Source organism: Nitrospirillum guanabarense, from assembly GCF_034653355.1.
Lineage (GTDB): Bacteria > Pseudomonadota > Alphaproteobacteria > Azospirillales > Azospirillaceae > Nitrospirillum.
Genome location: NZ_JAYEER010000001.1, coordinates 500,236 through 523,713, shown reverse-complemented (window position 1 = coordinate 523,713; position 23,478 = coordinate 500,236). Strand labels below are relative to the sequence as shown.

Annotated in this window: 16 protein-coding genes; 4 read left to right on the top strand and 12 right to left on the bottom strand. The window is 68.6% G+C overall.

Annotated elements, in window-relative coordinates:
* Nucleotides 1-4: 4 nt before the first annotated feature.
* The 5 genes from UAA55_RS02130 to UAA55_RS02110 all read right to left on the bottom strand — a co-directional run bounded on the left by UAA55_RS02130 (nucleotide 5) and on the right by UAA55_RS02110 (nucleotide 8,070).
* The gene (locus tag UAA55_RS02130) at nucleotides 5-853 is read right to left on the bottom strand and encodes an ABC transporter permease (protein WP_322951018.1); all 849 of its coding nucleotides are present in this window, start codon (nucleotides 851-853) and stop codon (nucleotides 5-7) included.
* Complete coding sequence (locus UAA55_RS02125) at nucleotides 850-3,408, bottom strand: ABC transporter substrate-binding protein (protein WP_322951017.1); 2,559 nt, start codon at nucleotides 3,406-3,408, stop codon at nucleotides 850-852. The genes UAA55_RS02130 and UAA55_RS02125 overlap by 4 nt, the downstream gene beginning before the upstream one ends.
* 13 nt (nucleotides 3,409-3,421) lie before the next feature.
* Nucleotides 3,422-4,819 carry a tetratricopeptide repeat protein gene (locus tag UAA55_RS02120; RefSeq protein WP_322951016.1) on the bottom strand — a complete coding sequence of 466 codons (1,398 nt, stop codon included), beginning with the start codon at nucleotides 4,817-4,819 and terminating at the stop codon, nucleotides 3,422-3,424.
* A gap of 29 nt (nucleotides 4,820-4,848) precedes the next feature.
* Nucleotides 4,849-7,101: a TonB-dependent receptor gene (locus UAA55_RS02115; protein ID WP_322951015.1), complete on the bottom strand. Its 2,253-nt coding sequence runs from the start codon at nucleotides 7,099-7,101 to the stop codon at nucleotides 4,849-4,851.
* 327 nt (nucleotides 7,102-7,428) lie between these two features.
* A complete protein-coding gene (locus tag UAA55_RS02110; RefSeq protein ID WP_322951014.1) occupies nucleotides 7,429-8,070 on the bottom strand; it encodes a GNAT family N-acetyltransferase in 642 nt (213 codons plus the stop codon).
* A gap of 389 nt (nucleotides 8,071-8,459) precedes the next feature.
* Here UAA55_RS02110 and UAA55_RS02105 point away from each other — a divergent pair, with 389 nt between their 5' ends.
* Nucleotides 8,460-9,056 (top strand): hypothetical protein, encoded by a 597-nt coding sequence (locus UAA55_RS02105; protein ID WP_322951013.1) that lies wholly within the window; start codon nucleotides 8,460-8,462, stop codon nucleotides 9,054-9,056.
* Nucleotides 9,053-9,808, top strand: a complete 756-nt coding sequence (locus tag UAA55_RS02100) for a hypothetical protein (protein WP_322951012.1) — start codon at nucleotides 9,053-9,055, stop codon at nucleotides 9,806-9,808. The genes UAA55_RS02105 and UAA55_RS02100 overlap by 4 nt, the downstream gene beginning before the upstream one ends.
* 230 nt (nucleotides 9,809-10,038) lie before the next feature.
* On the opposite strand, the gene UAA55_RS02095 is transcribed toward UAA55_RS02100, so the two are convergent.
* The 6 genes from UAA55_RS02095 to UAA55_RS02070 all read right to left on the bottom strand — a co-directional run bounded on the left by UAA55_RS02095 (nucleotide 10,039) and on the right by UAA55_RS02070 (nucleotide 18,190).
* Nucleotides 10,039-12,234 carry a malate synthase G gene (locus tag UAA55_RS02095; protein ID WP_322951011.1) on the bottom strand — a complete coding sequence of 732 codons (2,196 nt, stop codon included), beginning with the start codon at nucleotides 12,232-12,234 and terminating at the stop codon, nucleotides 10,039-10,041.
* 171 nt (nucleotides 12,235-12,405) lie between these two features.
* The gene (locus tag UAA55_RS02090) at nucleotides 12,406-15,099 is read right to left on the bottom strand and encodes an FAD-binding and (Fe-S)-binding domain-containing protein (RefSeq protein ID WP_322951010.1); all 2,694 of its coding nucleotides are present in this window, start codon (nucleotides 15,097-15,099) and stop codon (nucleotides 12,406-12,408) included.
* 164 nt (nucleotides 15,100-15,263) lie between these two features.
* Complete coding sequence (locus UAA55_RS02085) at nucleotides 15,264-15,932, bottom strand: LutC/YkgG family protein (protein WP_322951009.1); 669 nt, start codon at nucleotides 15,930-15,932, stop codon at nucleotides 15,264-15,266.
* Nucleotides 15,929-16,177, bottom strand: coding sequence for a lactate utilisation protein LutB domain-containing protein (locus UAA55_RS02080; RefSeq protein WP_322951008.1), 249 nt, complete (start codon nucleotides 16,175-16,177; stop codon nucleotides 15,929-15,931). Before UAA55_RS02080 ends, UAA55_RS02085 begins: the two co-directional genes overlap by 4 nt.
* On the bottom strand, nucleotides 16,174-17,409 hold the full coding sequence (locus UAA55_RS02075; RefSeq protein ID WP_322951007.1) for a LutB/LldF family L-lactate oxidation iron-sulfur protein: 1,236 nt from the start codon (nucleotides 17,407-17,409) through the stop codon (nucleotides 16,174-16,176). The genes UAA55_RS02080 and UAA55_RS02075 overlap by 4 nt, the downstream gene beginning before the upstream one ends.
* The gene (locus UAA55_RS02070; protein WP_322951006.1) at nucleotides 17,399-18,190 is read right to left on the bottom strand and encodes a (Fe-S)-binding protein; all 792 of its coding nucleotides are present in this window, start codon (nucleotides 18,188-18,190) and stop codon (nucleotides 17,399-17,401) included. The genes UAA55_RS02075 and UAA55_RS02070 overlap by 11 nt, the downstream gene beginning before the upstream one ends.
* A gap of 497 nt (nucleotides 18,191-18,687) precedes the next feature.
* On the opposite strand from UAA55_RS02070, the gene UAA55_RS02065 reads away from it, so the two are divergent.
* Nucleotides 18,688-20,337: a lactate permease LctP family transporter gene (locus UAA55_RS02065; RefSeq protein ID WP_322951005.1), complete on the top strand. Its 1,650-nt coding sequence runs from the start codon at nucleotides 18,688-18,690 to the stop codon at nucleotides 20,335-20,337.
* A 188-nt stretch (nucleotides 20,338-20,525) separates the two neighbouring features.
* On the opposite strand, the gene UAA55_RS02060 is transcribed toward UAA55_RS02065, so the two are convergent.
* The gene (locus UAA55_RS02060; RefSeq protein WP_322951004.1) at nucleotides 20,526-22,433 is read right to left on the bottom strand and encodes an acyl-CoA synthetase; all 1,908 of its coding nucleotides are present in this window, start codon (nucleotides 22,431-22,433) and stop codon (nucleotides 20,526-20,528) included.
* Nucleotides 22,434-22,600: 167 nt separating this feature from the next.
* On the opposite strand from UAA55_RS02060, the gene UAA55_RS02055 reads away from it, so the two are divergent.
* Nucleotides 22,601-23,473 carry a DUF2306 domain-containing protein gene (locus tag UAA55_RS02055; protein ID WP_322951003.1) on the top strand — a complete coding sequence of 291 codons (873 nt, stop codon included), beginning with the start codon at nucleotides 22,601-22,603 and terminating at the stop codon, nucleotides 23,471-23,473.
* The last annotated feature ends 5 nt before the right edge of the window (nucleotides 23,474-23,478 follow it).

Sequence of the window (23,478 nt, the reverse complement as noted above, 5' to 3'; positions counted from 1 at the left end):
GGGATCACGCCCCCCGCTTGGGCGCCAGGCGGGCCCGCAGGCCCTCGCCCAGCAGGTTGAAACCCAGGACGGCCGCCACCACGGCCAGGCCGGGGAACAGCACCAGCCAGGGCGCCTGGCCCGCCAGGGTCTGGCTGTCCGCCAGCATACGGCCCCAACTGGGCCGGGGCGCCTGGGTGCCCAGACCCACGAAGGACAGGCCGGCGTCGGCGATGATGCCCAGCGACAGCTGGATGGTGGCCTGGACCAGCAGCAGCCCGGCGATGTTGGGCAGCACATGCTCCAGCGAGATGCGGCCGCCGCTCTTGCCGCCCAGGCGGGCGGCCAGGGTGTAATCCCGCGCCCAGACGCCCAGCGCCGCCGCCCGCGCCACCTTGGCGAAGACGGGGATGTTGAACAGGCCGATGGCGGCGATGGCGTCCACGGCACCCGGGCCGCACAATGCCGCGATCAGCACGGCGGTGATCAGGGCGGGGAAGGCGAAGACCACGTCGCTGCCGCGCATCGTCCCCTCCTCCACCCAGCCGCGCCGGCCCGCCGCCAGCAAGCCCAGCGGCACGCCGACTCCTGCGCCCACGCCCACGGCGGCCAGGGCCACGCCCAGGGCGCTGCGCGCGCCCGCCAGCACGTGGGAAAAGACGTCGCGGCCATAGGCGTCGGTACCGAACCAATGGGTGGCGGAGGGCGCGGCCAGACGTCCGGCGACGTTGATGGCGGTGGGGTCGTAGGGCGTCCACACCAGCGATAGCAGGGCAGCGGCCACCACCAGGCCGGTCAGGAGCAGCCCGGCGGCCAGGGCCTTGCCCCGGCCGGTACCCGTGGGGGCCGCCTCCAGCGTGATCATGACGGTCATGGGCGCCGCCCCCGTGTCAGGCGCGGATCCACCGCGGCGTTGGCCAGATCGACCAGGAAGGTGACGACCACCACGGCGAACACCAGGCCGACGGTCACACCCTGCACCACGATCAGGTCGCGCTGGGCCACGGCCTGAAACACCAGGCGCCCCAGTCCGGGCAGGAAGAACACGTTCTCGATGATGATTCCGCCCGCCAGCAGGAAGGAGAACTGCATGCCCAGGATGGTCAGCGCCGGCACGAAGGCGTTGGGCAGGGCGTGGCGCAGCAGGGCCTGGCGCAGGCTCAGGCCCTTGGCACGGGCGGTGCGGATGTAATCCTGGCCCATCTGCTCCACCAGTTCGCCGCGCAGCACCCGCGCCAGGATGCCGGCCTGCGGGGCGGCCAGGGCGATGGCCGGCAGGGTCAGGGCTTTCAACGCCGGCAGGAGGCCGCCGCCCCAGCCGGGGAAGCCGCCGGCGGCGAACCAGTGCAGGCCGGCGGCGAAGACCAGGGCCAGCACCGTGCCGGCCCAGAAGTTGGGCACGGCGATCAGCAGCTGCGCCACACCGTTCAGCAGGGCATCCACCACCTTGCCCTGGCGCCCGCGCACGGCGCCCAGCGCCGCCAGGGTGCCCAGGGCGACGGCCAGCAGGGTGGACAGCAGCACGGCGTACAGGGTCAGGGGCAGGGTCACGGCCAGCCGCTCCGCCATCAGGCGGCCGACATCGACGCGGTAGGTGTAGCTGAGGCCGAAATCGCCCCGCGCCAGGCCGGCCAGCCAGGCCAGGTAGCGCTGGGGTGCGGGCACATCCAGGCCCATCTGGTGGCGCAGGACGGCCAGGGCGGCCGGGTCGGCGCTCAGGCCCATCATCACCCGGGCGGGGTCGCCGGGGATGACCTGCAGCACCAGGAAGATGGCCAGGCTGGCGGCCAGCAGGGTCAGCAGCAGCACGGCCAGGCGCCCGGCGACATAGCGCGGGCCGACCTTGGCGGCCGCCAGGGCCACGGCGCCCAGCACGGCCAGGCCCAACAGCCACGCCAGGACTCCGGCGCCGGACAGGCCACCAGCGGCGGCGGCGCCTGCGCCCGCCTCGTCGAACCGCGCCGTGGCCAGGTCCACCAGCTGCACCGGGGTGGGCAGCCAGATGTCGCGCAATCCGGCATCCCACACGCCGAAATAGGGGTATTCGAACAGGAAGACGTTGACGGCATCGTCGGCCAGGGTGCGCTGGATGTCGCCCAGCACGGTCAGGCGCTGGCCCTGGTCCACCGTGGCGTCCAGCCTGGCCAGCAATGCCTTGTAGGCCGGGTTGCGGTAGCCGAAGTAGTAATCGTCGCGGCCGTAGATGTCGTAATCCATGGGCTCGACATGGGCGACGATGGTCATGTCGTAGTCATGGCCGCCATAGACCTGGGAAATCCAGGTGGCCCATTCCACGTCCTGCAGCACCACCGTCACCCCGGCCTCTGCCAGCTGGGCGGCGATGATCTCGGCGGCGCGCTTGGCATAGGGCAGGGGCAGCACGCGCAGCGTGGCGGTGAAGCCGTGCGGATAGCCTGCCTGCGCCAGCAGGGCCTTGGCCTTGGCCACGTCGTGGGGGTAGAGGCCCGTCAGGTCGACATAGCCGGCGTTCTGCGGCGGGTAATGGCTGCCGATGGGATCGCCGTAGCCGAACATGGCGCCCTGGATGATGGCCTGGCGGTCGACGGCGTGCGACAGGGCCCGGCGCACCAGCACATTGTCGAAGGGCGGGCGCCGGTTGTTCAGCGCCAGCAGCGTCTCCCCCTCCGACGGGGCGACGTTGACGGTGAAGTGCTTGTCGGCCTTCAGGGCGGCGATGGCCTCGGGGGCGGGGAAGGCGGGGAAGCCCTGGATGTCGCCGGCCTTCAGCGCCGCCGTGGCCGCCGCCGGGTCGGCGATGAAGCGATAGGTGACGCTGGCCAGGTGCGGCGCGGCCCCCCAATAGGCCGGGTTGCGCGCCAGGGTGACGGCGTTGCCCCGCTGCCAGTCGGCCACGGTGTAGGGGCCGGTCCCCACCGGATGGGTGACGTTGCCGGCGGCGCTGGCGGGGGACACCATGACGGCTGCCGGCCAGCCCAGCACCTGCAACAGGCTGCCGTAGGGCGCCTTCAGGTGGATGGCGGCTGTCAGCGGGTCGACCATGTCGACATGGTCGATGTGCGACAGCGCCACCTTTTGCGGATTGGTGCTGCCCGGCGCTATGGCGCGCTCAAGCGAGAACTTGACCGTTTCGGCATCGAAATCAGTTCCGTCCTGGAAACGCACGCCCGGCCGCAGGTGGAAGGTGTAGGTCAGGCCGTCCGGCGCCACCGTCCAGTCGGTGGCCAGCAGGGGCTGCACCGTGCCGCCCACGCCCAGGTGCACCAGCCCCTCGAACACCGTGGGGAAGACCACGGCTGGGATGGCGGCCGAGGCCTCCGCCGTCGGGTCCAGGCCCGGCGGCTCCAGCTGCAGGCCCAGGGTGATGGTGTCGCGCGCCCAGGCGGCGGGCGCCGCCGCCACCGCCGCCAGCACCACCGCCGATTTAACCAGGCGCGTGAGGAGGGTCATGCAAGCCATTGACTCAGCTCACAAGCAAGCTGGTGTCATGGCGGTGCGTCTCCGCCGTGGCCTGGGCCCGCGCCGCCGCCTGGCGCGCCAGGCTGGGCAGGCCCAGCGCGTCGTAGACCTGGGCCAGGGCGCGGTTCAGGGGCACGCCGCCCGGATCATGGGCCCGGCGCAGCTCCAGCATCTGTTGCGCCGGGGCCCAGCGCCGGTCCTTGAGATAGGCGTCCAGCACCACCTGTTCGAACAGATCGCGCTGGGCGTGGCTGCCGCCGATTTCCACCAGGCGGGGCAGCACCGGCCCCAGGCGGCGCACCGCCGTGCGTCCGTCGCCCCGGTGATAGGCCACCAGCCCCTCGGCCGCCGGCACGGCGACGTCCGTCCACGTTTCCCGGCTGTGCTCCGGCGCCGTGCCCGCCTGGGTGCGGATGGCGTCCAGCAGGGTGTCGGCCTCCGCCCGGCCGGCGCGGGCCAGGCCCATGAGGTACAGCAGCGCCAGGAAGGGCTGGGCCGTGTCGGTGGCGCGGGCGGCCAGGTGGCCGGCCAGGTCGGCCCAGCGGTCGCCCACCTCCACGCCGGCCAGCTCCAGGCGGCTCAGCAACTGCACCGCCCCGGCCTGGTCCTGGGAATAGCCCTTGTCCACGCCCCAGACCCGGGCGTCGTAGGTGGCCAGCGCCTCCGCCGCCCGCCCCTGGCTCAACAGGAACAGGGCGTAGTGCCACCACAGGTGCGTGGACATGAAGGAATTGAGGTCGGTCCAGCTGTCATGCACGCCGCGCAGGAAGGCCGCCCCCTGGTCAATCTCGCCCCGGGTCAGCATGACATGGGCCAGGGCGTGATGGGCCCAGGGCTCCTTGCGCTTCAGGGTGATGGCGCGGCGGGCCGCCGCCTCCGCCTCATCCAGCAGGTGGCACTGCTCATAGCCGAAGGCCAGCATGCCGTGCAGATAGGCGACGTCGCCGGCCCGGGGCAGCACCTTGAGCGCGATGCGCACCATGTCCGGCGACTGGCCCCGGTTGAAGTTCAGGTACTGGTGGACCTTCACCGCCGCCAGGTCGCGAGGGAATTCCTCGGCGATCCGGTCGCCCAGGGCCAGGGCGGCGGGGATGTCGTCCCGCCACCAGGCCTCCAGCATCGCGGCGTTCAGCTGTTCCCGCCGCGTGCCGTGGCGGGCGGCGGTCAGCGCGCGCGCCACATAGGGGGCGGCGCGGCCGGGGCCGTCGGTGGATTCCAGGAACATCCACAGCATGCCGGCGTAGGTCTGCACCAGGGGCAGGTCCACCGCCTCATCCGCCACCGCCAGCAGGTTCACGGCCCGCGTCTCATAGGCCAGCAGGCCGCCGACGAAATCGTCGATCAGCCCGGCGCTGTGCGCGCCGTCCGTGGTGATGGGGTTGCCCAGGAAGTCTTCGTCCATGACGCTCTCGGCCAGGCTGTTGCGGGCGTTTAGTACTGGTACCCCAGGCGGATGCCCCAGGTCGCCGGCCGGCCGGGGATGGCGATGTCGGCATTGGTGAAGAAGTTGCGCAGCAGGTCGTAGCGCCTGTCCAGGATGTTCTGGCCGTAAACCGTGGCCGTCCACGGCCCCTGGTCCGGCGTCAGGGTGACGGCGGCGTTGACCAGCCAATAGCCGGCGACATTGTAGCGGCTGCCCAGCAGCGAGCGTTCGCTGCTGCGATAGCTGTAGTCGGCCTCCGTCTTCAGCGTGTGGCCGGGCAGGGCCCAGTCATAGCTGACGCCGCCGTTATAGGTGATGCGGGGGAAGCCCAGATCCTCCCCCGCCTGGTTGGTGTAGACGGGGCGGCAGGGATAGCAGGTGGCCAGCGAGGCCGCCGTGTCCACGGCGTTGAATTCCTTGAACTCGCCATGCGACAGGCCCAGCGCCTGGGTGATCAGCAGGCCGGGGCGGGGCGCCCAGTCGGCCTGCAGCTCCGCGCCGTAAATCTCCGACCGGGGGGCGTTCACGATCTTTCCGATGGCGCCGAAGGTCGGGTCGATGATGACCGACTGCACCTGCTGGTTATGATAGTCGTAGTAATAGGCCGAGGCGTTCAGGCGCAGGGTGTGGTTGGCCAGGTCGGACTTCACCCCCGCCTCATAGGCCCACAGCACCTCCGGCCGGAAGGGGGCCAGGCCGCCCAGCGCCAGGGTGTTGTAGGCGGTGAAGCCGCCGGACTTCACCCCCCGGCTGACGTTGGCGTACAGCAGCGCGTCGTCCGTCACCTTGAACTCCACCCCCGCCTTGCCCGTGGTCTGGGTGAAGCCGGTGGGCACCTTGTCCGCCGAAACGCCGATGCCGGTGTCGGGGATGGTGATGGTGCGGAAGGTGCGCAGCGTGCGGTCCTCATGCTCCTCCCGCAGGCCCAGGACCAGCTTCAGCCGGTCGGTGACGGCGTAGTCGGCCTGGCCGAAGCCGCTGATGGATTCCGCCGTCTGGGCATAGCGGGTGTTGGCGATGAAGCCGTAGATGTCGGTGAAGTCGGACAGGAAGGCCTCGCGCAACGTCTCGTGCGAGTAATAGAGGCCGCCCACCCATTGCAGCCGCCCCGCCCCGCTGGAGGCCAGGCGCACCTCCTGCGACACGTCCTGGGCGCGGCTGTTGAAATACTCATCCGCGTCGCGGTAGGCGGTGGCGTCCCAGTCGTTGAACTCCTTGCGGTTCAGCGCCTCCCACGCCGTGATGCTGGTCAGCGTCACATCCTCGAAGCGGTGCAGCACCGTCAGGTCGGCGCCGCCGCTGGTGTTGTTGCGGAAGGGCTTGGCATTGGGGTCGGCGCCGATGACCTTGGCAAAGGCGGGCGACAAGCCCCACCCCGTCTTCGATGGGTCGGTGTCGGCCGGCAGGGTGCCCACGCCCGGCTGGACGGCGGGGTTGAAGAGATAGCCGCCGGTGCCGTCCGACAGGTCGCGGCCGTAATGCAGGTTCAGCCTCACGTCCGTGTCCGGCGTGGCCGCCCAATCGATCTTGGCGCGCACGGCGGTGCGGTTGGCGTTGCCCAAATCCTGGCCGGTCAGGCGGTTGGTCTGCCAGGCGCCGCCCTGCTGCGTCATGGCCGACAGGCGCACCTTCACCGTGTCGCTGACGGGGCCGGAGACATAGGCCTCGACCTTGGCGGCGTCATAGCTGCCATAGTCGGCGGTGATGCCGGCGCTGGCGCTGTCCGTGGGGTTGGCGGTCAGGATGTTGATGGCGCCGCCGGTGGTGTTGCGGCCGTACAGCACGCCCTGCGGCCCGCGCAGCACCTCCACCCGGTCCACGTCATAGACCAGGCCCTGGGTCATGATGGGCAGGGGGTAGGCGACCTCGTCCACATACACGCCCACGGTGGGCGTGTTGTTGGAGGCATAGTCGTTGAAGCCCACGCCCCGGATGCGGAATTGCGGCTGCCCGCCGCCGAAGGCGTTGGTGACCTCCAGCCCCGGCGTCATGTTCTGCAGATCGTTGACCGAGGTGACATGGTGCGTGGCCAGATCCCCCGCCGACAGGACGGAGACGGACAGGCCCACATCCTGCACCGACTGCGCGCGCCGCTGGGCGGTGACGATGATGTCGGGAATGCCGCCGTCCTGCTCCTGCGCCACGGCGCCGCCGCCCAGCAGCGCGCCGCCCATCAGCAGGATACCGGAAAGCGCCCGGCCCCATACCGCTTGGCCCCGTAACAGCCGACCTGCGGCCGCGTACACGCGTGGTCCCTTCATCCTCAGCCACTCCCCCATCGTTCCCCGGCGTGGCCCTTGGCTGGGCTCGTTCACCGGGTGACGCCGGCCGCCGAATTGTACTGTTCAATGGATGTGCAAAATATTAATAGCACACTAACGACAGTTAGCACGGGGAATAACGCTCCGGTCAATCGCGTAAATGGCCGGCGGGTGGTGATTACCAGGATAGGCAGCGCATATCTGTCATGCTGCGCCTGCTCACGCAATGAGCGCCGTCACAGCCTTAAGGTGGACGGGCGGGCCGCGCAAGTATGGCATCGGTTGCAGGCGGGGCGTTCGCGGCTGCGATAGGACGGTCGGTCCCGCTCAGTCCGGCCGCGCCAGGGCGGCCAGCCGCTCCTTCACCGCCGGCCACTCGGCGGCGATGATGGAGAAATAGACGCTGTCGCGCAGCCGGGCGGGGATGGTCTCGCCCTCCGGCCCCACGCGGGCCGGCACCACGACGTGGGACCGGAAGATGCCTTCCTGCGTGGCGCCGATGCGGGCGATGGCGGCACGGGACTGCTGGTTCAGCGCGTCGGTCTTCAACTCCACCCGGTGGGCGCCCAACACCTCGAAGGCGTGGGTCAGCAGCAGGCGCTTGGCATCGGTGTTGGCGCCGGTGCGCTGGTGCGACCGCGCCACCCAGGTCCACCCGATCTCCACCCGCCGGTTGGCGCGGTCGATGTTGCCATAGCGCGTGCTGCCGATGACTTGGGCCGAGGCCTTGTGCACGATGGCGAAGGGCAGGCTGACATGCCGGTCCCGCTCCTCCAGCGCCGTGTGGACATAGGCCCGCATCTCATCCGGCGTCGTCACCTGCGTCGGCACCCAGCGCCACAGCACCGGGTCCAGCCCCACGGCGATCAGCCCCGGCAGATGGTCCTGGCTCAACGGCTCCAGCCGCACCACGGCCCCCGTCAGGGTGACGGGGCTGACGGTCATGGGGCGGGTGTCGATCTCGGCCATGGGGGCTCTCCGTGGACAGGGGCTCCTGGTTCGATACGGGCGGCGGGCGGCCGGGGCAAGGGCGGGATTGTCTGGGGGACAAGGTTTGGGGGGCCCCAAGCACTTTGAATATCGAGCTTGGGGACTTTTGCGGACTGGCTGGCCTTGAACGGCAAATGGGAAACCAGCCGCTGCAAAGCATGGCGCACGAGCATCACCGACGAGAGAATTTTGCTGATCGCGCCGGGGCCTCGCCTTTTGTAACGGCGCGCGACATTGGTGGCTGACCGGGGCGTTGCACCACCGCAACCATTTTCTTGGCGCTTCTCTTGAAGAGTCCGCCCGAGTATCTTGGATTGAAGAAGCGCTGGCCAGGACAAGCCGCGCGATTGTCGAACAGGGAAGAACCTATGACCACTAAATTGCGCATCGACGTTTCCCAGGGTCTTATCGACATTGAGGGCGATCCCGAACTGGTCCGCGAAATCTACGCTGACTTCAAGATCCACCTCCTGTCAGGAGTGAAGTTCGCTCAACCCGCGCCTCCTGCTCCGCCTGCCGCGCCTAGCGGGGCTGACATCAATGAACAAACCCCGCCCGCACCCAAGTTGAGGGCGAAGCGTCGCTCCACTGCGAAGAAGAAGACCAACGGTGACGAGAGTGGCAGCGGTGTGCTCGCAGACTCACCCAAGCTCGATAAGAATTTGGACACATCTGGCCTCGGCAGTTTCTATGGCCAGTTCGCGCCGAAGAACAACGCAGAGAAGATTCTCATCTTCCTGAAGTTCATGACTGAGTCGCTGCATATCGAAAGTCCGAACACGGATCAGGTCTATACCTGCTTTAGGGCCACCGGCAACAAGATACCAAAGGCGTTCGCACAGGCGTTCTACGATACCAGCAGCAAACTCGGTTACATCGATTTTAGATCGTCCACCGACCTCCCAATTACCATCGCCGGCGACAACCACTTTAATCACACCATGAAGCGGAAGGCTGCTGAATGAACAACGCAGTCAATCGCTTCTACAATTCCATCGAAGGTGCGGCCAGCCAGAGCCAGAGCGGCTTGGTCGAGCTGTTCGTCTATTTCTTGACGGTGGAACTGGGACAGGAAGCTGCCTCACCCAAGCAAATCATCGACTGCTTTGAGGCGTGTGACCTGACGGTGCCTGCGAACGTCAGCGCACGGCTAGCCGAGGGGCTGAGAAGCAAACCTCCCAAGTACATTAGGACTAATGGCACATATAAACTCCAACGCCATATGCGAGAAGCATTGTCGAAGAAACTCGGTGCCGAGACTGTGACGGCTCAGACCAGTGCCACGCTTCGGGGTCTCGAACACAGGCTGCCCGTTGGCGCTGACAAAGAGTTCTTGAAGGAGGCGATCGACTGCTTCGAGATTGGTGCAAATCGCGCAGCGATTATCATGACCTGGATATTGGCGATGGACCACCTGTTCGCGTACATCCTCGCGCACAAGCTAACGGACTTCAACGCGGCCCTATCCAAGGACAAGGGCGTAAAAATCACGTCGGTGTCGCAGCGCGATGATTTCACCGAAATCAAGGAAACCAAATTCATCGAGCTGTGCCGAGCGGCGGGCATCGTCTCAAATGACGTGCGAAAGATTCTCGATCAGAAACTCGGCACGCGGAACTCGTGTGCGCACCCTTCCGGTGTGACTGTCAACAAGTCGAAGGTGATCGATTTTATCGAGGACCTCGTCGATAACGTCATCCTGAAATTCCCGGTCTAGCTTACGAGCGTCTTGCCGCTCAGACGGGCGCCGCGATGAAGTGGAACAGAAGCATGCGCTTCGTGCGGCGGGTTTGGGGTTACCGATCCCAAGCGCATTACGACTGACTTTAGGGCGCATAAGAGACATAAACCACCTGCGCTTTTAAAGCCCTGGCCATAGATTCCGAAGGGACGGAACCCCACGGTCCCGCCCCTTCTCAACCCTCACTCCAAACCCAACCCTCGCGCCTACGCCCCCGCCTGCCGCGCCTTCGCCTCCGCCCGGCGGCGGTGCAGCACCGGTTCGGTGTAGCCGTTGGGCTGGCGCACCCCGTCGAACACCAGGTCGCAGGCGGCCTGGAAGGCGATGCTGTGGCTGACGTTGGGAGCCATGGGGGTGTAGGCGGGGTCGCCGGCGTTCTGCTTGTCGACCACGGCGGCCATGCGCTCCAGGGTCGCCCGCACCTGTTCCTTGGTGCAGATGCCGTGGTGCAGCCAGTTGGCGATGTGCTGGCTGCTGATGCGCAGGGTGGCGCGGTCTTCCATCAGGCCGATGTTGTTGATGTCCGGCACCTTGGAACAGCCCACGCCCTGGTCCACCCAGCGGACGACATAGCCCAGGATGCCCTGGGCGTTGTTGTCCAGTTCCTGCTGGATTTCCTCCTCCGACCAATTCGTGCCCTGGGCAAGCGGGGGGGTGAGGATGTCCTCCAGCTTGGCGCGGCGGTGGCCGGCCAGCACGGCCTGGCGGGCGGCCACGTCCACGGTGTGGTAGTGCAGGGCGTGCAGGGTGGCGGCGGTGGGGGAGGGCACCCAGGCGGTGTTGGCGCCGGCCTGGGGGTGGGCGATCTTGGTGGCCAGCATGTCCGCCATCCGGTCGGGCATGGCCCACATGCCCTTGCCGATCTGCGCCCGGCCCTTCAGGCCGCAGGCCAAGCCGGTGTCGACGTTCCAGTCCTCATACGCCTTGATCCAGGCGGTTCCCTTGATGTCGTTCTTGCGCACCATGGGGCCGGCTTCCATCGAGGTGTGGATCTCGTCGCCGGTGCGGTCCAGGAAGCCGGTGTTGATGAACACCACGCGGTGCTGGGCGGCGCGGATGCATTCCTTGAGGTTGACGGTGGTGCGCCGCTCCTCATCCATGATGCCCATCTTCAGGGTGTTGGCGGGCAGGCCCAGCAGCTGTTCCACCGCGCCGAACAGGCGGTTGGCGAACGCCACCTCCTCCGGCCCGTGCATCTTGGGCTTCACGATATAGACGCTGCCGGCGCGGCTGTTACGCACGGCCGGGGTGTCGCCCACGCCCTCGCGCCGCAGGTCGTGCAGGGCGATGGTGCTGGTCATGATGGCATCCAGGATGCCCTCGGGGATGTTGCTGCCGTCGGCCAGCAGCACGGCGTCCGAGGTCATCAGGTGGCCGACGTTGCGCACCAGCATCAGGCTGCGGCCCGGTAGGGTCAGGGTCTTGCCCCCCGGGGCGGTGTAGACGCGGTCCGGGTTCAGGTGGCGGTCCACCGTCTGGCCGCCCTTCTCGAACTGGGCGGTCAGGGTGCCGTTCATCAGGCCCAGCCAGTTGCGGTAGGCCAGCACCTTGTCGGCGGCATCCACCGCTGCCACCGAATCCTCGCAATCCATGATGGCGGTGATGGCGGATTCCAGCACGATGTCGGCCACATGGGCCTTGTCCTCACGCCCGATGCGGTGACCGGCGTCGATGTGGATCTCGGCATGCAGGCCGTGGCGGCACAGCAGGATCACGGTGGGGGCGGCGGCGTCGCCCTGCCAGCCGCCCAGGCGGCTGGGGTCGGCCAAGCCCGTCGTGGCCCCGCCCTCCAGCGTCACCGCCAAGGCGCCGTCCACGATGGCATAGCCGGTGGCGTCGCGGTGCGAGCCCTCAGCCAGGGGGAAGGACTGGTCCAGGAAGGTGCGACCGAAGGCGATGACCTTGGCGCCCCGGATGGGGTTATAGCCCCGGCCCCGCTCCGCCCCGTCATCCTCCGGCAGGGCGTCGGTGCCGTACAGGGCGTCGTACAGGCTGCCCCAGCGGGCGTTGGCGGCGTTCAGGGCATAGCGGGCGTTCATCACCGGCACCACCAGCTGCGGGCCGGCGATGGTGGCGATCTCCGCATCCACATTGGCGGTGCTGACGCTGAAGTCCGGCCCCTCGGGCTGGATGTAGCCGATGGCCGACAGGAAGGCGCGGTAGGCGGCGCCGTCGAAGGGCCGTCCCTTCTGGCCGCGGTGCCAGTCGTCGATCTGCTGCTGCAGGGCGTCGCGCTTGGCCAGAAGGTCGCGGTTCAGCGGCGTCAGCTCGTGCGCCAACACATCCACGCCCTGCCAGAAGGCCTCCACCGACAATCCGGTGCCGGGCAGGACCTCGTTCTCGACAAAGTCGAACAGTTCCTGCGCCACCTGAAGATGCCCGGCCGTAACCCGTGCCGTCATGGTCCTCTCCCCTGATTTCTCTCGCTCATGCGTGGCCTTGGCCGGCCATCGCGGGTTTATGACGCACTGTTTTTCGACGCCCGATATGGGTAGGGGTCGCCGGGGTCGCCGTCAACGGTGCGGAAGTGCCGGGGCCGGCATAGGAGCATTGGCGGGCCCATCGGCGATCCGTCAGCGCGTGGCCCGGTCGACCAGATAGACCAGATGGCGATAGGGCACGCCGGCATGGTCGGCCAGGCCGATTTCGCACGTCCGGTTGCTGGAGTATCCCGCCTCACAGCCCGCCGGCACCTGGGGGGCCAGGAAGCGCAGGGCGTGGTCGTTCAGCTCAGGCTCCACGAACCCCTTGTCACCGGCGAACCCGCAGCAGCCCACGCGCTCCGGCACCACCACCGTGGCGGCGCAGGCCTTGGCCACGGTGGCGGCCTGCGGATCGATGCCCATCTTGCGGGCCGCACAGTTCAGGTGCAGCAGCACCGGTTCCGCCTGCGGGGTCGGCGTCAGGCGGGGCAGGGCGTCCTGCGCCAGGAACTCCACCAGGTCTTTCACCGGCAGGCGGCCGGAAAGGTAGGTCTTCATGCGCTGGGTGCAGGCGCTGGCGTCCATGACGATGGGGATGCGGCCATTGTCGCTGGCGGCCTTCAGCGCCGCCTCCATCTCCGCCGCCTTGGCGTCCGCAGCCTCCTTCATGCCTTCGGACTCGAAGGCCAGGCCGCAGCACAGGTTGGGCAGGCCCTCCGGCACGATGGCGCGGAAGCCCGCGCGCTCCAGCACGCGCAGGGTGACGGCGGGCAGGGGATCGCTCTCCCCATCCTCCACCGCCGGCCCGAAGGTACGCCCGGCGCAGGCGGCCAGGTACACCACCGGCTCGCCCGTCGCGGTGGGGGGCGGCAGGTCCTTCAGCCAGGCCATGCTGGCCCCCTCCGGCAGGTTGGGGCCGGCGTGGGGCAGGCGGTCGCCGGACAGTGTGCGGGCATAGGCCGCCAGGCTGGCCACCTTCTTCGGCCCCACGGCCTGGGCGGCGAAGGCGGCCAGGTTCAGGGCGCCGCGCGTGGCGGCCAGCACGGTGCCGTAGTGGCGGGCCATCAGGCCGGCCACGGTGCGGGCCCTTGGCCCGTGGCGCTTGCCGCGCAGGGCCTTGGTCAGCTGCCCCGTCTCGATGCCCACGGGGCAGGCGGTGGCGCACAGGCCACAGGCGGCACAGGTGTCGATGGCGTGGTGGTCGTAGAGGTCCCGCAGCTCCGTCGCCGGGTCCCCCAGGGCCGTCAGGCGTGCGATCTCGCGCAGGCCGGTGATGCGCTGGCGGGGGCTCAGCGTCATGCCGTGCGAGGGGCACATCTTCTCGCAGAAGCCGCACTCCATGCAGGTGTCGACGATGGCGTGGGCCGGCGGCAGGGGCTTCAGGTTCTCCAGGTGCAGGCGCGGGTTGGTGTTCAGCAGCACGCCGGGGTTCAGCAGGTTGGCCGGGTCCAGCAGGCGCTTGATCTCCCACATCAGGGATGTCGCGGCCTTGCCCCATTCCAGCTCGACGAAGGGCGCCATGTTGCGGCCGGTGCCATGCTCCGCCTTCAGCGATCCGTCGTACTTCTCCACCACGATGTGGACCATCTCGTCCATGAAGCGGGCGTGGCGGTCGATCTCATCCTGGGTGCTGAAGTCCTGGGCGAAGACGAAGTGCAGGTTGCCGGCCAAGGCGTGGCCCATCAGGATGGCGTCGGGGTAGCCGTGCTTGTCGAACAGCGCCCGCATGTCGTGGCAGGCGTCGGCCAGATCCTCGATGCGGAAGGCCACGTCCTCGATGATGACGCTGGTGCCGGTTTGGCGCATGGCGCCGATGGTGGGGATCAGGCCCTTCCGGATCTTCCACAGCTTGGTGTATTCGGCCGCGTCGGTGGTGAAGGCCGGGGGTCGCAGCAGGGTGACCCCGGCCAGCAGCCCCTCGATGGCGGCGATGTTCTGACGCAAGGCCTCCGGGCTGACGGCGCGGGTTTCCACCAGCAGGGAGGCGACATCCTCGCCCATGCTGTCGATCTCGGGCGGCAACCCGGGCTGGCCCTTGGCGCTGCGCAGGCTGGCGCGGTCCATCAGCTCCACCGCCGCCACCGGCCCGCCGTTCAGCAGGCAGGCGGCGCGCCCGGCCTCGACGATGTCGGGGAACAGCAGCAGGGCGCTGGCCTTGTCCGCCAGCTCCGGCACGGTGCGGTAGGTGACCTCCGCGATGAAGCCCAGCGTCCCCTCCGACCCGATCAGCAGGTGGGCCAGGATGTCCACCGGGTCCTGATAGTCCACCAGGGCGTTCAGGCTGTAGCCGGTGGTGTTCTTGATGGCGAACTTGCGCCGGATGCGGTTGGCCAGCGCCTCGTCCTCCCGCACCCGCCGGCCCATCTCGTCCAGCCTGGCCAAAAGGTCGGCGTGGCTGACGCGGAAGGACGCCACGCTGGCGGCGTCGCCGGTGTCGACCAGGGTGCCGTCCGCCAGCATGAAGCGCAGCGACAGCATGGTCTTGTAGGTGTTCTCGTGGGTGCCGCAGCACATGCCCGACGAGTTGTTGGCGGCGATGCCGCCGATCTTGCAGCTCTCGATGGAGGCAGGGTCCGGCCCGATCTTGCGGCCGTAGGGCGCCAGGCGGCGGTTGACCTCCGCCCCGATAATGCCGGGCTGCACCTTGATGACGCTGCCGTCGTCATTGATGACGGAGCGGTGCCAGCCGTCGCCCATCACCATCAGCAGGCTGTCGGTGATGGCCTGGCCGGACAGCGACGTGCCGGCGGCGCGGAAGGTGACGGGCGTGTTGTGGCGGCGGCAGGCGGCCAGCACGGCGCTCACCTCCGCCTCGCTGTCCACCCGCACTACCAGCTTCGGCACCAGGCGGTAGAAGCTGGCGTCCGTGCCATAGGCCAGGCGGCGCAGCGGGTCGGTGATCAGCCGGTCGCCGGCACCACGCCCGCCAGCTCGGCGCGCAGGGCGTCGTAATCACGAAGGGCGGCAGGGTCCGCAACGGGACCCACGATGCTGTCCGGCATGACCCGTCACTCCCCTTCTTTTCGCACCAGCAGGATGATCAGTTCCTTGGGGCCATGGACGCCATAGGCCAAGGTCTGCTCGATATCGGATGTCTTGGACGGGCCGGAAATCAACAGGGCATTGGTGGGCATGCCCGCCGCCCAGCCTTGGTCCCGCACCACCGCCGCCAGCGTGTCGTGCAGCGTGTCCTCCTCCAGCACAGCGATGTGCAGGGGCGGCAGCAGCGACAAGAGGCGCGGTTCCTCCGCCGTTGGCCACAGGATCAGGGTGCCCGTCTCGGCGATGGCGCCGCGCGTGCCGGTCAGGCCGGCATCCACCCGGTGCACCAGCGCATCCTTCAACACCTCCACCGACTGGTCATAGGGCACCAGGGTGGGCAGGGGCACGCCCTGGGCCGCCGCCCGCAGCAGGGCGTCGCCGCGCGGCGTGCCGGGGGCGACCATCAGGCGGTCCACGCCCCGGTTGTTCAGCAGGGTGGCCAGCCGCTCGGGCCAGGTCTCCGCCGTCACGTCATGGATCTCGGCGTGGTTGGCCTCCGCCATCTGGCGGAAGCGGGCCAGCTTGTCGGTATAGGTGGGCGGCGTCCAGGGCGCGAGGTCGGGACCCGGCCGGCCGGGGGCGGCCTTCAGGCGGCCCAGGATATTGGCCCTTGCCGTGTTTGAGGCGGCGCTCATTTCGGCACCTCGTTCAGGTAACCGCGCTCGCGCGCCAGATCATGCAGGGTGCGCGGCTTGAAGCGGGGCTTGGCCCGCGCCCTGGTCCAATCGCGCATCAGCGGGGCGCCGGCCGGCACCCAATTGCCGCCCCAGGCCAGGGCGCGGGTGACCATGCGGTACAGCAGCGGCCGGGTGTAGACCAGGCGCCAGCCGGCCCAGACCAGGCTTTCCTTCCACGAGCGCTCCGCCCCGCCGTCCTTCACCACTGTTGAATGGAGGGGGGAAGGTGGGTGGCCGGCGTCTCGGTGGGCCGCACCGCCTCCCGCCGCAGGCGCACCAGCAGGTCGGGGATGGGGATCTTGACCGGGCAGACCTCCGCACAGGCGTTGCACAGGGTGGAGGCGTGGGGCTGGTCGCCGGCGGCGTCCAGGCCCTGCAGCTGCGGTGTCAGGATTTTGCCGATGGGGCCGGGGTAGATGGCGTTGTAGGTGTGGCCGCCCACGCGGGTGTAGACCGGGCAGTGGTTCATGCAAGCGGCACAGCGGATGCAGCGCAGCGTGTCCGCCAGCTCCACATCCTGATAGACGCGGCTGCGCCCACCGTCCAGCAGCACCAGGTGCACGGCCGTGGGCCCGTCCTTCTCGCCGGCTTTCCGGGGGCTGCTGATCATGTTGACGTAGGTGGTGATGGGCTGCCCGGTGGCGGAGCGGGGCAGCAGGGCCAGCAGGGGCGGGATGTCGTCCAGGGTCTCCACCACCTTCTCGATGCCGGTCACCGCGATGTGCAGCGGCGGCAGGGTGGTGGACAGGCGGCCGTTGCCCTCATTCTCGATCAGCACCAGGGTGCCCGTCTCCGCCACCGCGAAATTGACGCCGGAGATGCCGGCGTCGGCGGTGGCGAAGCGCTCGCGCAGGACGCGGCGGGCGGCGGCGGTCAGCTCATCCACGTCGCCGGTGCGTTCCAGGCCCGGGATCTTCTCCGCGAACAGGTCCGAAATCTCGTCCTTGTTCTTGTGGATGCAGGGCATGACGATGTGGGACGGCGTCTCCCCCGCCAGCTGGATGATGTATTCGCCCAGGTCGGATTCCACCGCCTCGATACCGTGCCGCTCCAGGTGGGCGTTCAGGTGCATCTCCTCCGACACCATGGACTTGCCCTTGATGACGGTGCGGGCGCCGGCCTGTTGCAGGATGCCCAGGACGATGGCGTTGGCCTCCTCCGTCGTCTCCGCCCAATGCACCTGGACGCCGTTGGCGGTCAGCCGGGATTCCAGCCGTTCCAGCAGGTCCGGCAGCTTGGCCAGGGCGCGGGCCTTCACGGCTGCCCCCCGCTCCCGCAGTTCCGCCCAATAGGCCGGGTCGGGGAACTGGGCGGCGCGCTTGGCCATCAGGCCGTCCATGGCCCGGCGGAAGTTGCGGCGCAGCTGCGGGTTGTTCAGCGCGTCGGGCGCGCGCTCGGCAAAACGGGGGCCGTGGTTCTCTCCATCAGGCGCCATGACAGCGCTCCATCAGGAATTCCGCGATGTGGCGGCAGCGGGTGCCGTCGCCCACCTTCTCGGCATGCCCGCCGATGTTCATCAGGCAGCCGCAATCGCCCGACAGCAGGGTGCCGGCGCCGGTCTCCCGCACGCTGGCCAGCTTGTCCGACACCATGGCGGTGGACACGGCCGTCTGACGCACGGCGAAGGTGCCGCCGAAGCCGCAGCACTCCCGCTCGCGGCTGTTCTCCACCAGGGTGACGTTGGCCAGCTGGCGCAGCAGGGCCTTGGGTTCCTCGCGCACGCCCATCTCGCGCAGGGAATGGCAGGACGGGTGCCAGGTGACGGTGACGGGCGCACCCTTGTCCGCCAGTGTGACGCCCAGCACGTTGACCAGGAAGGCCGTCAGCTCATGGATGCGGGCGGCGAAGGCGATGGCGCGTGGCTGGTCGGGGTCGCCCTCGAACAGGTGTTCGTAATGGGTCTTCATCATGCCGGCGCAGGAGCCGGAGGGCACCACGATGGGGATGTCGCCGGGGAAGGCGTCCAGCTGTGCCCGCGCCACCTCGCGCGCTTCCTCGACATAGCCGGAGTTGCGCGCCGGCTGGCCGCAGCAGCTCTGCCCCTCCGGAAACACCACGGTCACGCCGGCGTGGCGCAGCAGGTCCATGCCGGCCAGCCCGGCCTCGGGGTACAGCATGTCCACCAGGCAGGTGCCGAAGAAATAGACCGTGTCCGGCCGGGCCGCCGGGGTCGCGGCGGCGGCCGTATTCGTGGCGGCCAGGTTCGTGGTGGTCAAAAGCCCGTTCCTCCCAGGATGCTACCCCTGGACGCGGCTTGCCTTCGCCCTGGGGAAATTGCCGGCGCCATATTTTACCAGCGGCCAGTTTTGGTCAAATCATTTTACCAAACAGGGGCCGGCGGTGGCCACCCCTCCGGTGCAAGGGAAGGCCAAATCATTCAGCGGCTTAATCCCGGCGGCCCTGGCCGGCCTTGTCCCCTAGGCGGATCGGCCGACACGTAACCGGGTTAACCAAGACCTTGGATTAGGGCCATCTTTTCCGTTTGCGCCCGCCCGGCGCGCGGGTTATCCATCATTATGTCCATGGTACAGTAATTTGACCAAGGAGACATCAACCCGGGCAATACCCGGGACGCCTGAATATGCGCGCCTGACCGATACCAGCCGCGTGGGGAGGACGACAGAACGCCGGCGGGCACCGGCGGCATCCCCAACCCGCGCCGCCTTACGCGTTCCGCCTGGTTTCGACACGACAACAAATAAGGGGGAAGGCCATGCAGCCTTGGGTCCAGGTCTATGACCCGTTTGGGAACATGGTGGTGTCCGCGCTGGTCGCGGTGCTGCCCATCGTTTTCTTCTTGGTGGCGCTGGCGGTGTTGCGGCTGAAGGGCCATGTCGCCGGCACGCTGACCGTGCTGATCGCCCTGGTGATCGCCATCGCCGCCTACGGCATGCCGGCGTCCTCGGCCATCGCCGCCGTGGTCTACGGCTTCTTCTACGGCCTGTGGCCCATCGCCTGGATCATCGTGGCGGCCGTCTTCCTGTACAAGATCACGGTGAAGACGGGGCAGTTCGACATCATCCGCGCCAGCGTCATCTCCATCACCGAGGACCAGCGGCTGCAGATGCTGATGGTGGGCTTCGCCTTCGGCGCCTTCCTGGAGGGGGCGGCCGGCTTCGGCGCGCCGGTGGCCATCACCGCCGCCATCCTGGCCGGCCTGGGCTTCAACCCGCTTTACGCCGCCGGCCTCTGCCTCATCGCCAACACGGCACCCGTGGCCTTCGGCGCCATGGGCACGCCGGTCATCGTCGGCGCCCAGGTGTCGGGCCTGGACGTCTACAAGGTGGCGGCCATGACCGGGCGGCAACTGCCGGCCCTGTCGGTCTTCGTGCCCTTCTGGCTGGTGTTCATCATGGACGGGGCCAAGGGCGTGAAGGAGACCTGGCCCGCCATCCTGGTGACGGGGCTCAGCTTCGCCGTCAGCCAGTACTTCACCTCCAACTACATCGGGGCCGAGCTGCCGGACATCATCTCCGCCCTCATCAGCCTGCTGTGCCTGACGGTGTTCCTGAAGTTCTGGAAGCCCAAGACCATCTTCCGCTTCAAGGATCAGGAGACGGCGGAGGAGCGCGGCGCGCACGCCTATACCGGCGGTCAGATCCTGAAGGCGTGGTCGCCCTTCCTCATCCTCACCGTCATCGTGACGATCTGGAGCCTGAAGCCCTTCAAGGCCCTGTTCGCCAAGGGCGGCACCCTGGTGGACACGGTGTTCCTGTTCGACGTGCCCAGCCTGCACAACGCCGTGACCAAGGTGGCCCCCATCGTCAAGGCCGCCACGCCCTACGCCGCGCAGTACAAGCTGGACCTGCTGGCCGCCACCGGCACCGCCATCCTCATCTCCGCCATCCTCAGCATGATCGTGCTGCGCTATGGCCCGGGCAAGGCGCTGGCCACGTTCGGGGAGACGCTGGTGGAGCTGAAATGGCCCATGTACACCATCGGCGCCGTGCTGGCCTTCGCCTACATCGCCAACTATTCCGGCCTGTCCTCCACCCTGGCGCTGACCTTGGCGGAGGCGGGTAAGGGCTTCCCCTTCTTCTCCCCCATTCTGGGCTGGCTGGGCGTGTTCCTGACCGGGTCGGACACATCAAGCAACGCCCTGTTCGGTGCACTACAGGCCACGACGGCGCAGCAGCTGGGCGTGTCCGACCTGCTGCTGGTGGCCGCGAACAGTTCCGGCGGCGTCACGGGCAAGATGATCTCCCCGCAAAGCATCGCGGTGGCCTGCGCCGCCGTGGGCTTGGTGGGCAGCGAGTTCAACCTGCTGCGCTTCACGCTGAAGCACAGCCTCTTCTTCGTCTGCATCGTGGGCGTGATCACCCTGCTGCAGGCCTACGTCTTCACCGGCATGATCCCGCTGTAGGCCCCGACCGGGGCCGCCGGAGCGAGCACCGCAGGGCGCAGCGAGGACAAGCCTAGGCGGACGGATGTCCGGCGCCCGGCGCGTGAGGGTGCATTTGAACGTTCACGTTCAAATGCCGCGCGTATAAGTCCGTATTATCCCCGTACCCTCCTGGCCCCGGCGGGCGACCGCCGGGGTTTTTCTTTGAATCAGTCCGTGATTTCATGGGCAAAGGTATAACGACCCAGAAGCCGGCCGAGCGCCTGCCTATCACCCTGGGCCCGGATCCGGGCCAGCAGGCCGCGATCCGGATCCAGCACGACGTCGACCTCGATATGGTCCAGGCCCGCGGTCTTGCCCTCCTGCCGGACGACGTCGGCGATCTCGTACCCCACCAGGGTCGGCTTGAAGACCTTGCCGACGCTGGTCAGTGGCAGGGCGTCCAGGACGCGCACCGCCTTGGGCCAGGCGGCCCGTTCCGGAATGAGGGCGCAGGCGTGGGCCAGCAGTTCCTCGCTGGTGGCGGTCGCGGTGGTGCGCAGCTGGACATAGGCCACGGGCAGCTCACCGGCGTGCGCGTCGGGCCGGCCCACCGCCGCCGTCATCGCCACCGCCGGATGTGCGGCCAGGGCCTCCTGGATCACGCCGGGGTCGATGTTGTGGCCGCCCCGGATGATCAGTTCCTTGCGGCGGCCGGTCAGCCAGAAATAGCCGTCGGCATCCTGCCGGCCCAGATCCCCGGTGTTCAGCCAGCGCTCACCGGCGATGACCAGCCAGGTGCCGCCTTCCCGGGCGGGGTCGGTATAGCCCTCGAAGACATTGGGGCCGTTCAGCGCGATGATCCCAACCTCACCCACGGCGGCATCGCGAACGTAACCGCCCTGGTCGTCCAGGATGACCGCCTTCATCCGCTGATAGGGCAGGCGCAAGCCGATGGAGCCGACGCGGCGTTCCCCGGCCGGCGGATTGACGCTGGAGGTGCAGGCCCCCTCCGTCAGGCCATAGCCTTCCAGGATGCGCACGCCCGTCGCCTGCTCGAAACGGCGGAACAGCTCGACCGGCATGGGCGCGGCCCCGCACATGCCCAGTTCCAGGCTGGACAGGTCATGCCCCTTCACCGGCTGTTCCAGCAGCGTCGAATAGACGGTCGGCACACCGGAGAAGAAGGCGATGCGGTGCCGCTCCACGATCTCCCAGAAGTGGCGCAGCACGCCCTCGCCGCGATAGCCTTGGGGCGTGCCGATGACGACATGCCCGCCGCGCCCCAGCGGCGCCAGCCCCGTCACCAGCTGTCCGTTGACGTGGAACAGGGGCAGCCCGCAGAAGAACACCGGCTGCGCCGCGGTCCCGCCCAGCACCTGGTTCATGGCCCAGCTGTCGAACACCTCGCTGTGATGGGTGCGCCGGGCGATCTTGGGAAGGCCGGTGGTGCCGCCGGTGGCGAAGTAGGAGGCGATGTCCGTGGCGGCGGGGGCGGCGAAGGCCAGCCGGCCGCCCTCGTGGCGCTTCAGCGCGCGCGTCATGTCCCGGACGGGCACATCCAGGCGCGCGGCGCGCCGCCGCCGGGCCGCCAGCACCCGGGCGATGGGCGCCAGGGGGGAGCGCAGATAGCGCAGGGGATCGACGGTCAGGATCTGGCGCACTGAGGGCGCCTCCACCAGGGCTGCGCAGGCCTTTTCCCAGAGGGCGCTGCCCGGCGCCGGGCCCAGGGTGACCAGCAGCCTGGCGTCCGCCGCCCGCAGCAGGGCGGCGATCTGGTCGGCCTCCAGCAGGGGGTTGATGGGGAAGGCGATGCCCGCCGTCTCCGCCCCCCAGATGGCCAGGTGGGTTTCGATCAGGTTGGGCAGCAGGATGGCCACGGTGTCGCCCCGGCCTATGCCCAGGTGTCGGAACATGTGGGCGGCCTGGGTGATCCGGGCCAGCAGCGCGCGATGGGTCAAGGTGTACGGCCGCGCCTGGTCCCGGGTGCGCAGGAAAAAGGACAAGGCGGGCGCATCGGGGTTCAAGGCGGCACCGGTGGCGATCATCTCATAGCTGTTCGCCGGCAGGTTCCGCTCGGCCAGCGGGACCGCCTCGATACGCTCGACATCGGCCAGGCAGGAAATCCCCATGCTCATGCGTTAAACCTTCATCCGTGGGTGGACATCATCGGGCGATGGACCAACGCCGTCGTTATGACGGCCCAGGCTTGACTTTTGACAGCCTATCCATACACGGAAAAGAGGAATGTTCGGCTGGCTCGGCGCTTCGGGCGAGCGCGGGGATTGATTGGGGGAGGGGAACCATGACAGCGGCATTGGACGCGATCGCCGTTCGGGGGGCGGGCGCTGGACTTGGGGGCCGGGCGTTGCGCTGGAGCATGAGGCTGCTGGTCGCGGCCACCTGGGTCAGCGGCGCCATCTTCGGCGCCTACATCCTGGCCTTCTTCGGTGGCACCGCGGTCAACGGCACGGCCGCCCGGTGGAATGAGTCGCTGCCGGCCCTGCACGATGCTGGCGCGCCGGTGGCGACGGCCGCCATCGGCGCGCATTTCATCGCCGGCGGCATCCTGCTGTTGCTGGGCCCCATCCAGCTGATGGGCAGTGTTCGGCGCGCGGTGCCGGGGCTGCACCGCTGGCTGGGGCGGCTGTACGTGACGTGCGCCGGTTTCGCCGGGCTGGGCGGCCTGGCCTACGTCCTCACCACCGGTACGCTCGGCGGCACGATGATGAACCTGGGGTTCGGCACCTACGGCGCGCTGATGTCGCTGGCGGCGGTGCTGGCCTACACGCATGCCCGCGCCCGCCGGTATGACCAGCACCGCGCCTGGGCCATCCGCCTGTTCGCGCTGACGGTCGGTTCCTGGCTGTATCGCATCGAATACGGCTTCTGGTTCCTGACCATGGGCCGGCTGGGCCACACCAGCCATTTCACCGGCTGGTTCGACGCGGTGATGGTGTTCTTCTTCTACGTGCCCAACCTGGCGGTGGCCGAATTGGCCATCCGCTCCTATCGCGCCCAATCCAATAACGGGTCACGGGCCGACGGGCCGCTGGCCTACGCCGCCACCGTCGTGCTCCTGGCGACGGCGGCTTTCGTGATCGTCGCCACCTGCTCCTTCACCGCTGATTATTGGTGGCCCGGCATCGTGGCCGGCATCACCGGCGCGTCCCTCTGATGGGC

What these genes read in the sequence shown, in the direction of transcription:
- UAA55_RS02125 (WP_322951017.1), bottom strand. Translation starts at nt 3,408, where the DNA reads ATGACCCTCCTCACGCGCCTGGTTAAATCGGCGGTGGTGCTGGCGGCG.
- UAA55_RS02120 (WP_322951016.1), bottom strand. Translation starts at nt 4,819, where the DNA reads ATGGACGAAGACTTCCTGGGCAACCCCATCACCACGGACGGCGCGCAC.
- UAA55_RS02095 (WP_322951011.1), bottom strand. Translation starts at nt 12,234, where the DNA reads ATGACGGCACGGGTTACGGCCGGGCATCTTCAGGTGGCGCAGGAACTG.
- UAA55_RS02115 (WP_322951015.1), bottom strand. Translation starts at nt 7,101, where the DNA reads ATGAAGGGACCACGCGTGTACGCGGCCGCAGGTCGGCTGTTACGGGGC.
- UAA55_RS02065 (WP_322951005.1), top strand. Translation starts at nt 18,688, where the DNA reads ATGCAGCCTTGGGTCCAGGTCTATGACCCGTTTGGGAACATGGTGGTG.
- UAA55_RS02055 (WP_322951003.1), top strand. Translation starts at nt 22,601, where the DNA reads ATGACAGCGGCATTGGACGCGATCGCCGTTCGGGGGGCGGGCGCTGGA.
- UAA55_RS02130 (WP_322951018.1), bottom strand. Translation starts at nt 853, where the DNA reads ATGACCGTCATGATCACGCTGGAGGCGGCCCCCACGGGTACCGGCCGG.
- UAA55_RS02100 (WP_322951012.1), top strand. Translation starts at nt 9,053, where the DNA reads ATGAACAACGCAGTCAATCGCTTCTACAATTCCATCGAAGGTGCGGCC.
- UAA55_RS02085 (WP_322951009.1), bottom strand. Translation starts at nt 15,932, where the DNA reads ATGAGCGCCGCCTCAAACACGGCAAGGGCCAATATCCTGGGCCGCCTG.
- UAA55_RS02110 (WP_322951014.1), bottom strand. Translation starts at nt 8,070, where the DNA reads ATGGCCGAGATCGACACCCGCCCCATGACCGTCAGCCCCGTCACCCTG.
- UAA55_RS02075 (WP_322951007.1), bottom strand. Translation starts at nt 17,409, where the DNA reads ATGGCGCCTGATGGAGAGAACCACGGCCCCCGTTTTGCCGAGCGCGCG.
- UAA55_RS02060 (WP_322951004.1), bottom strand. Translation starts at nt 22,433, where the DNA reads ATGAGCATGGGGATTTCCTGCCTGGCCGATGTCGAGCGTATCGAGGCG.
- UAA55_RS02105 (WP_322951013.1), top strand. Translation starts at nt 8,460, where the DNA reads ATGACCACTAAATTGCGCATCGACGTTTCCCAGGGTCTTATCGACATT.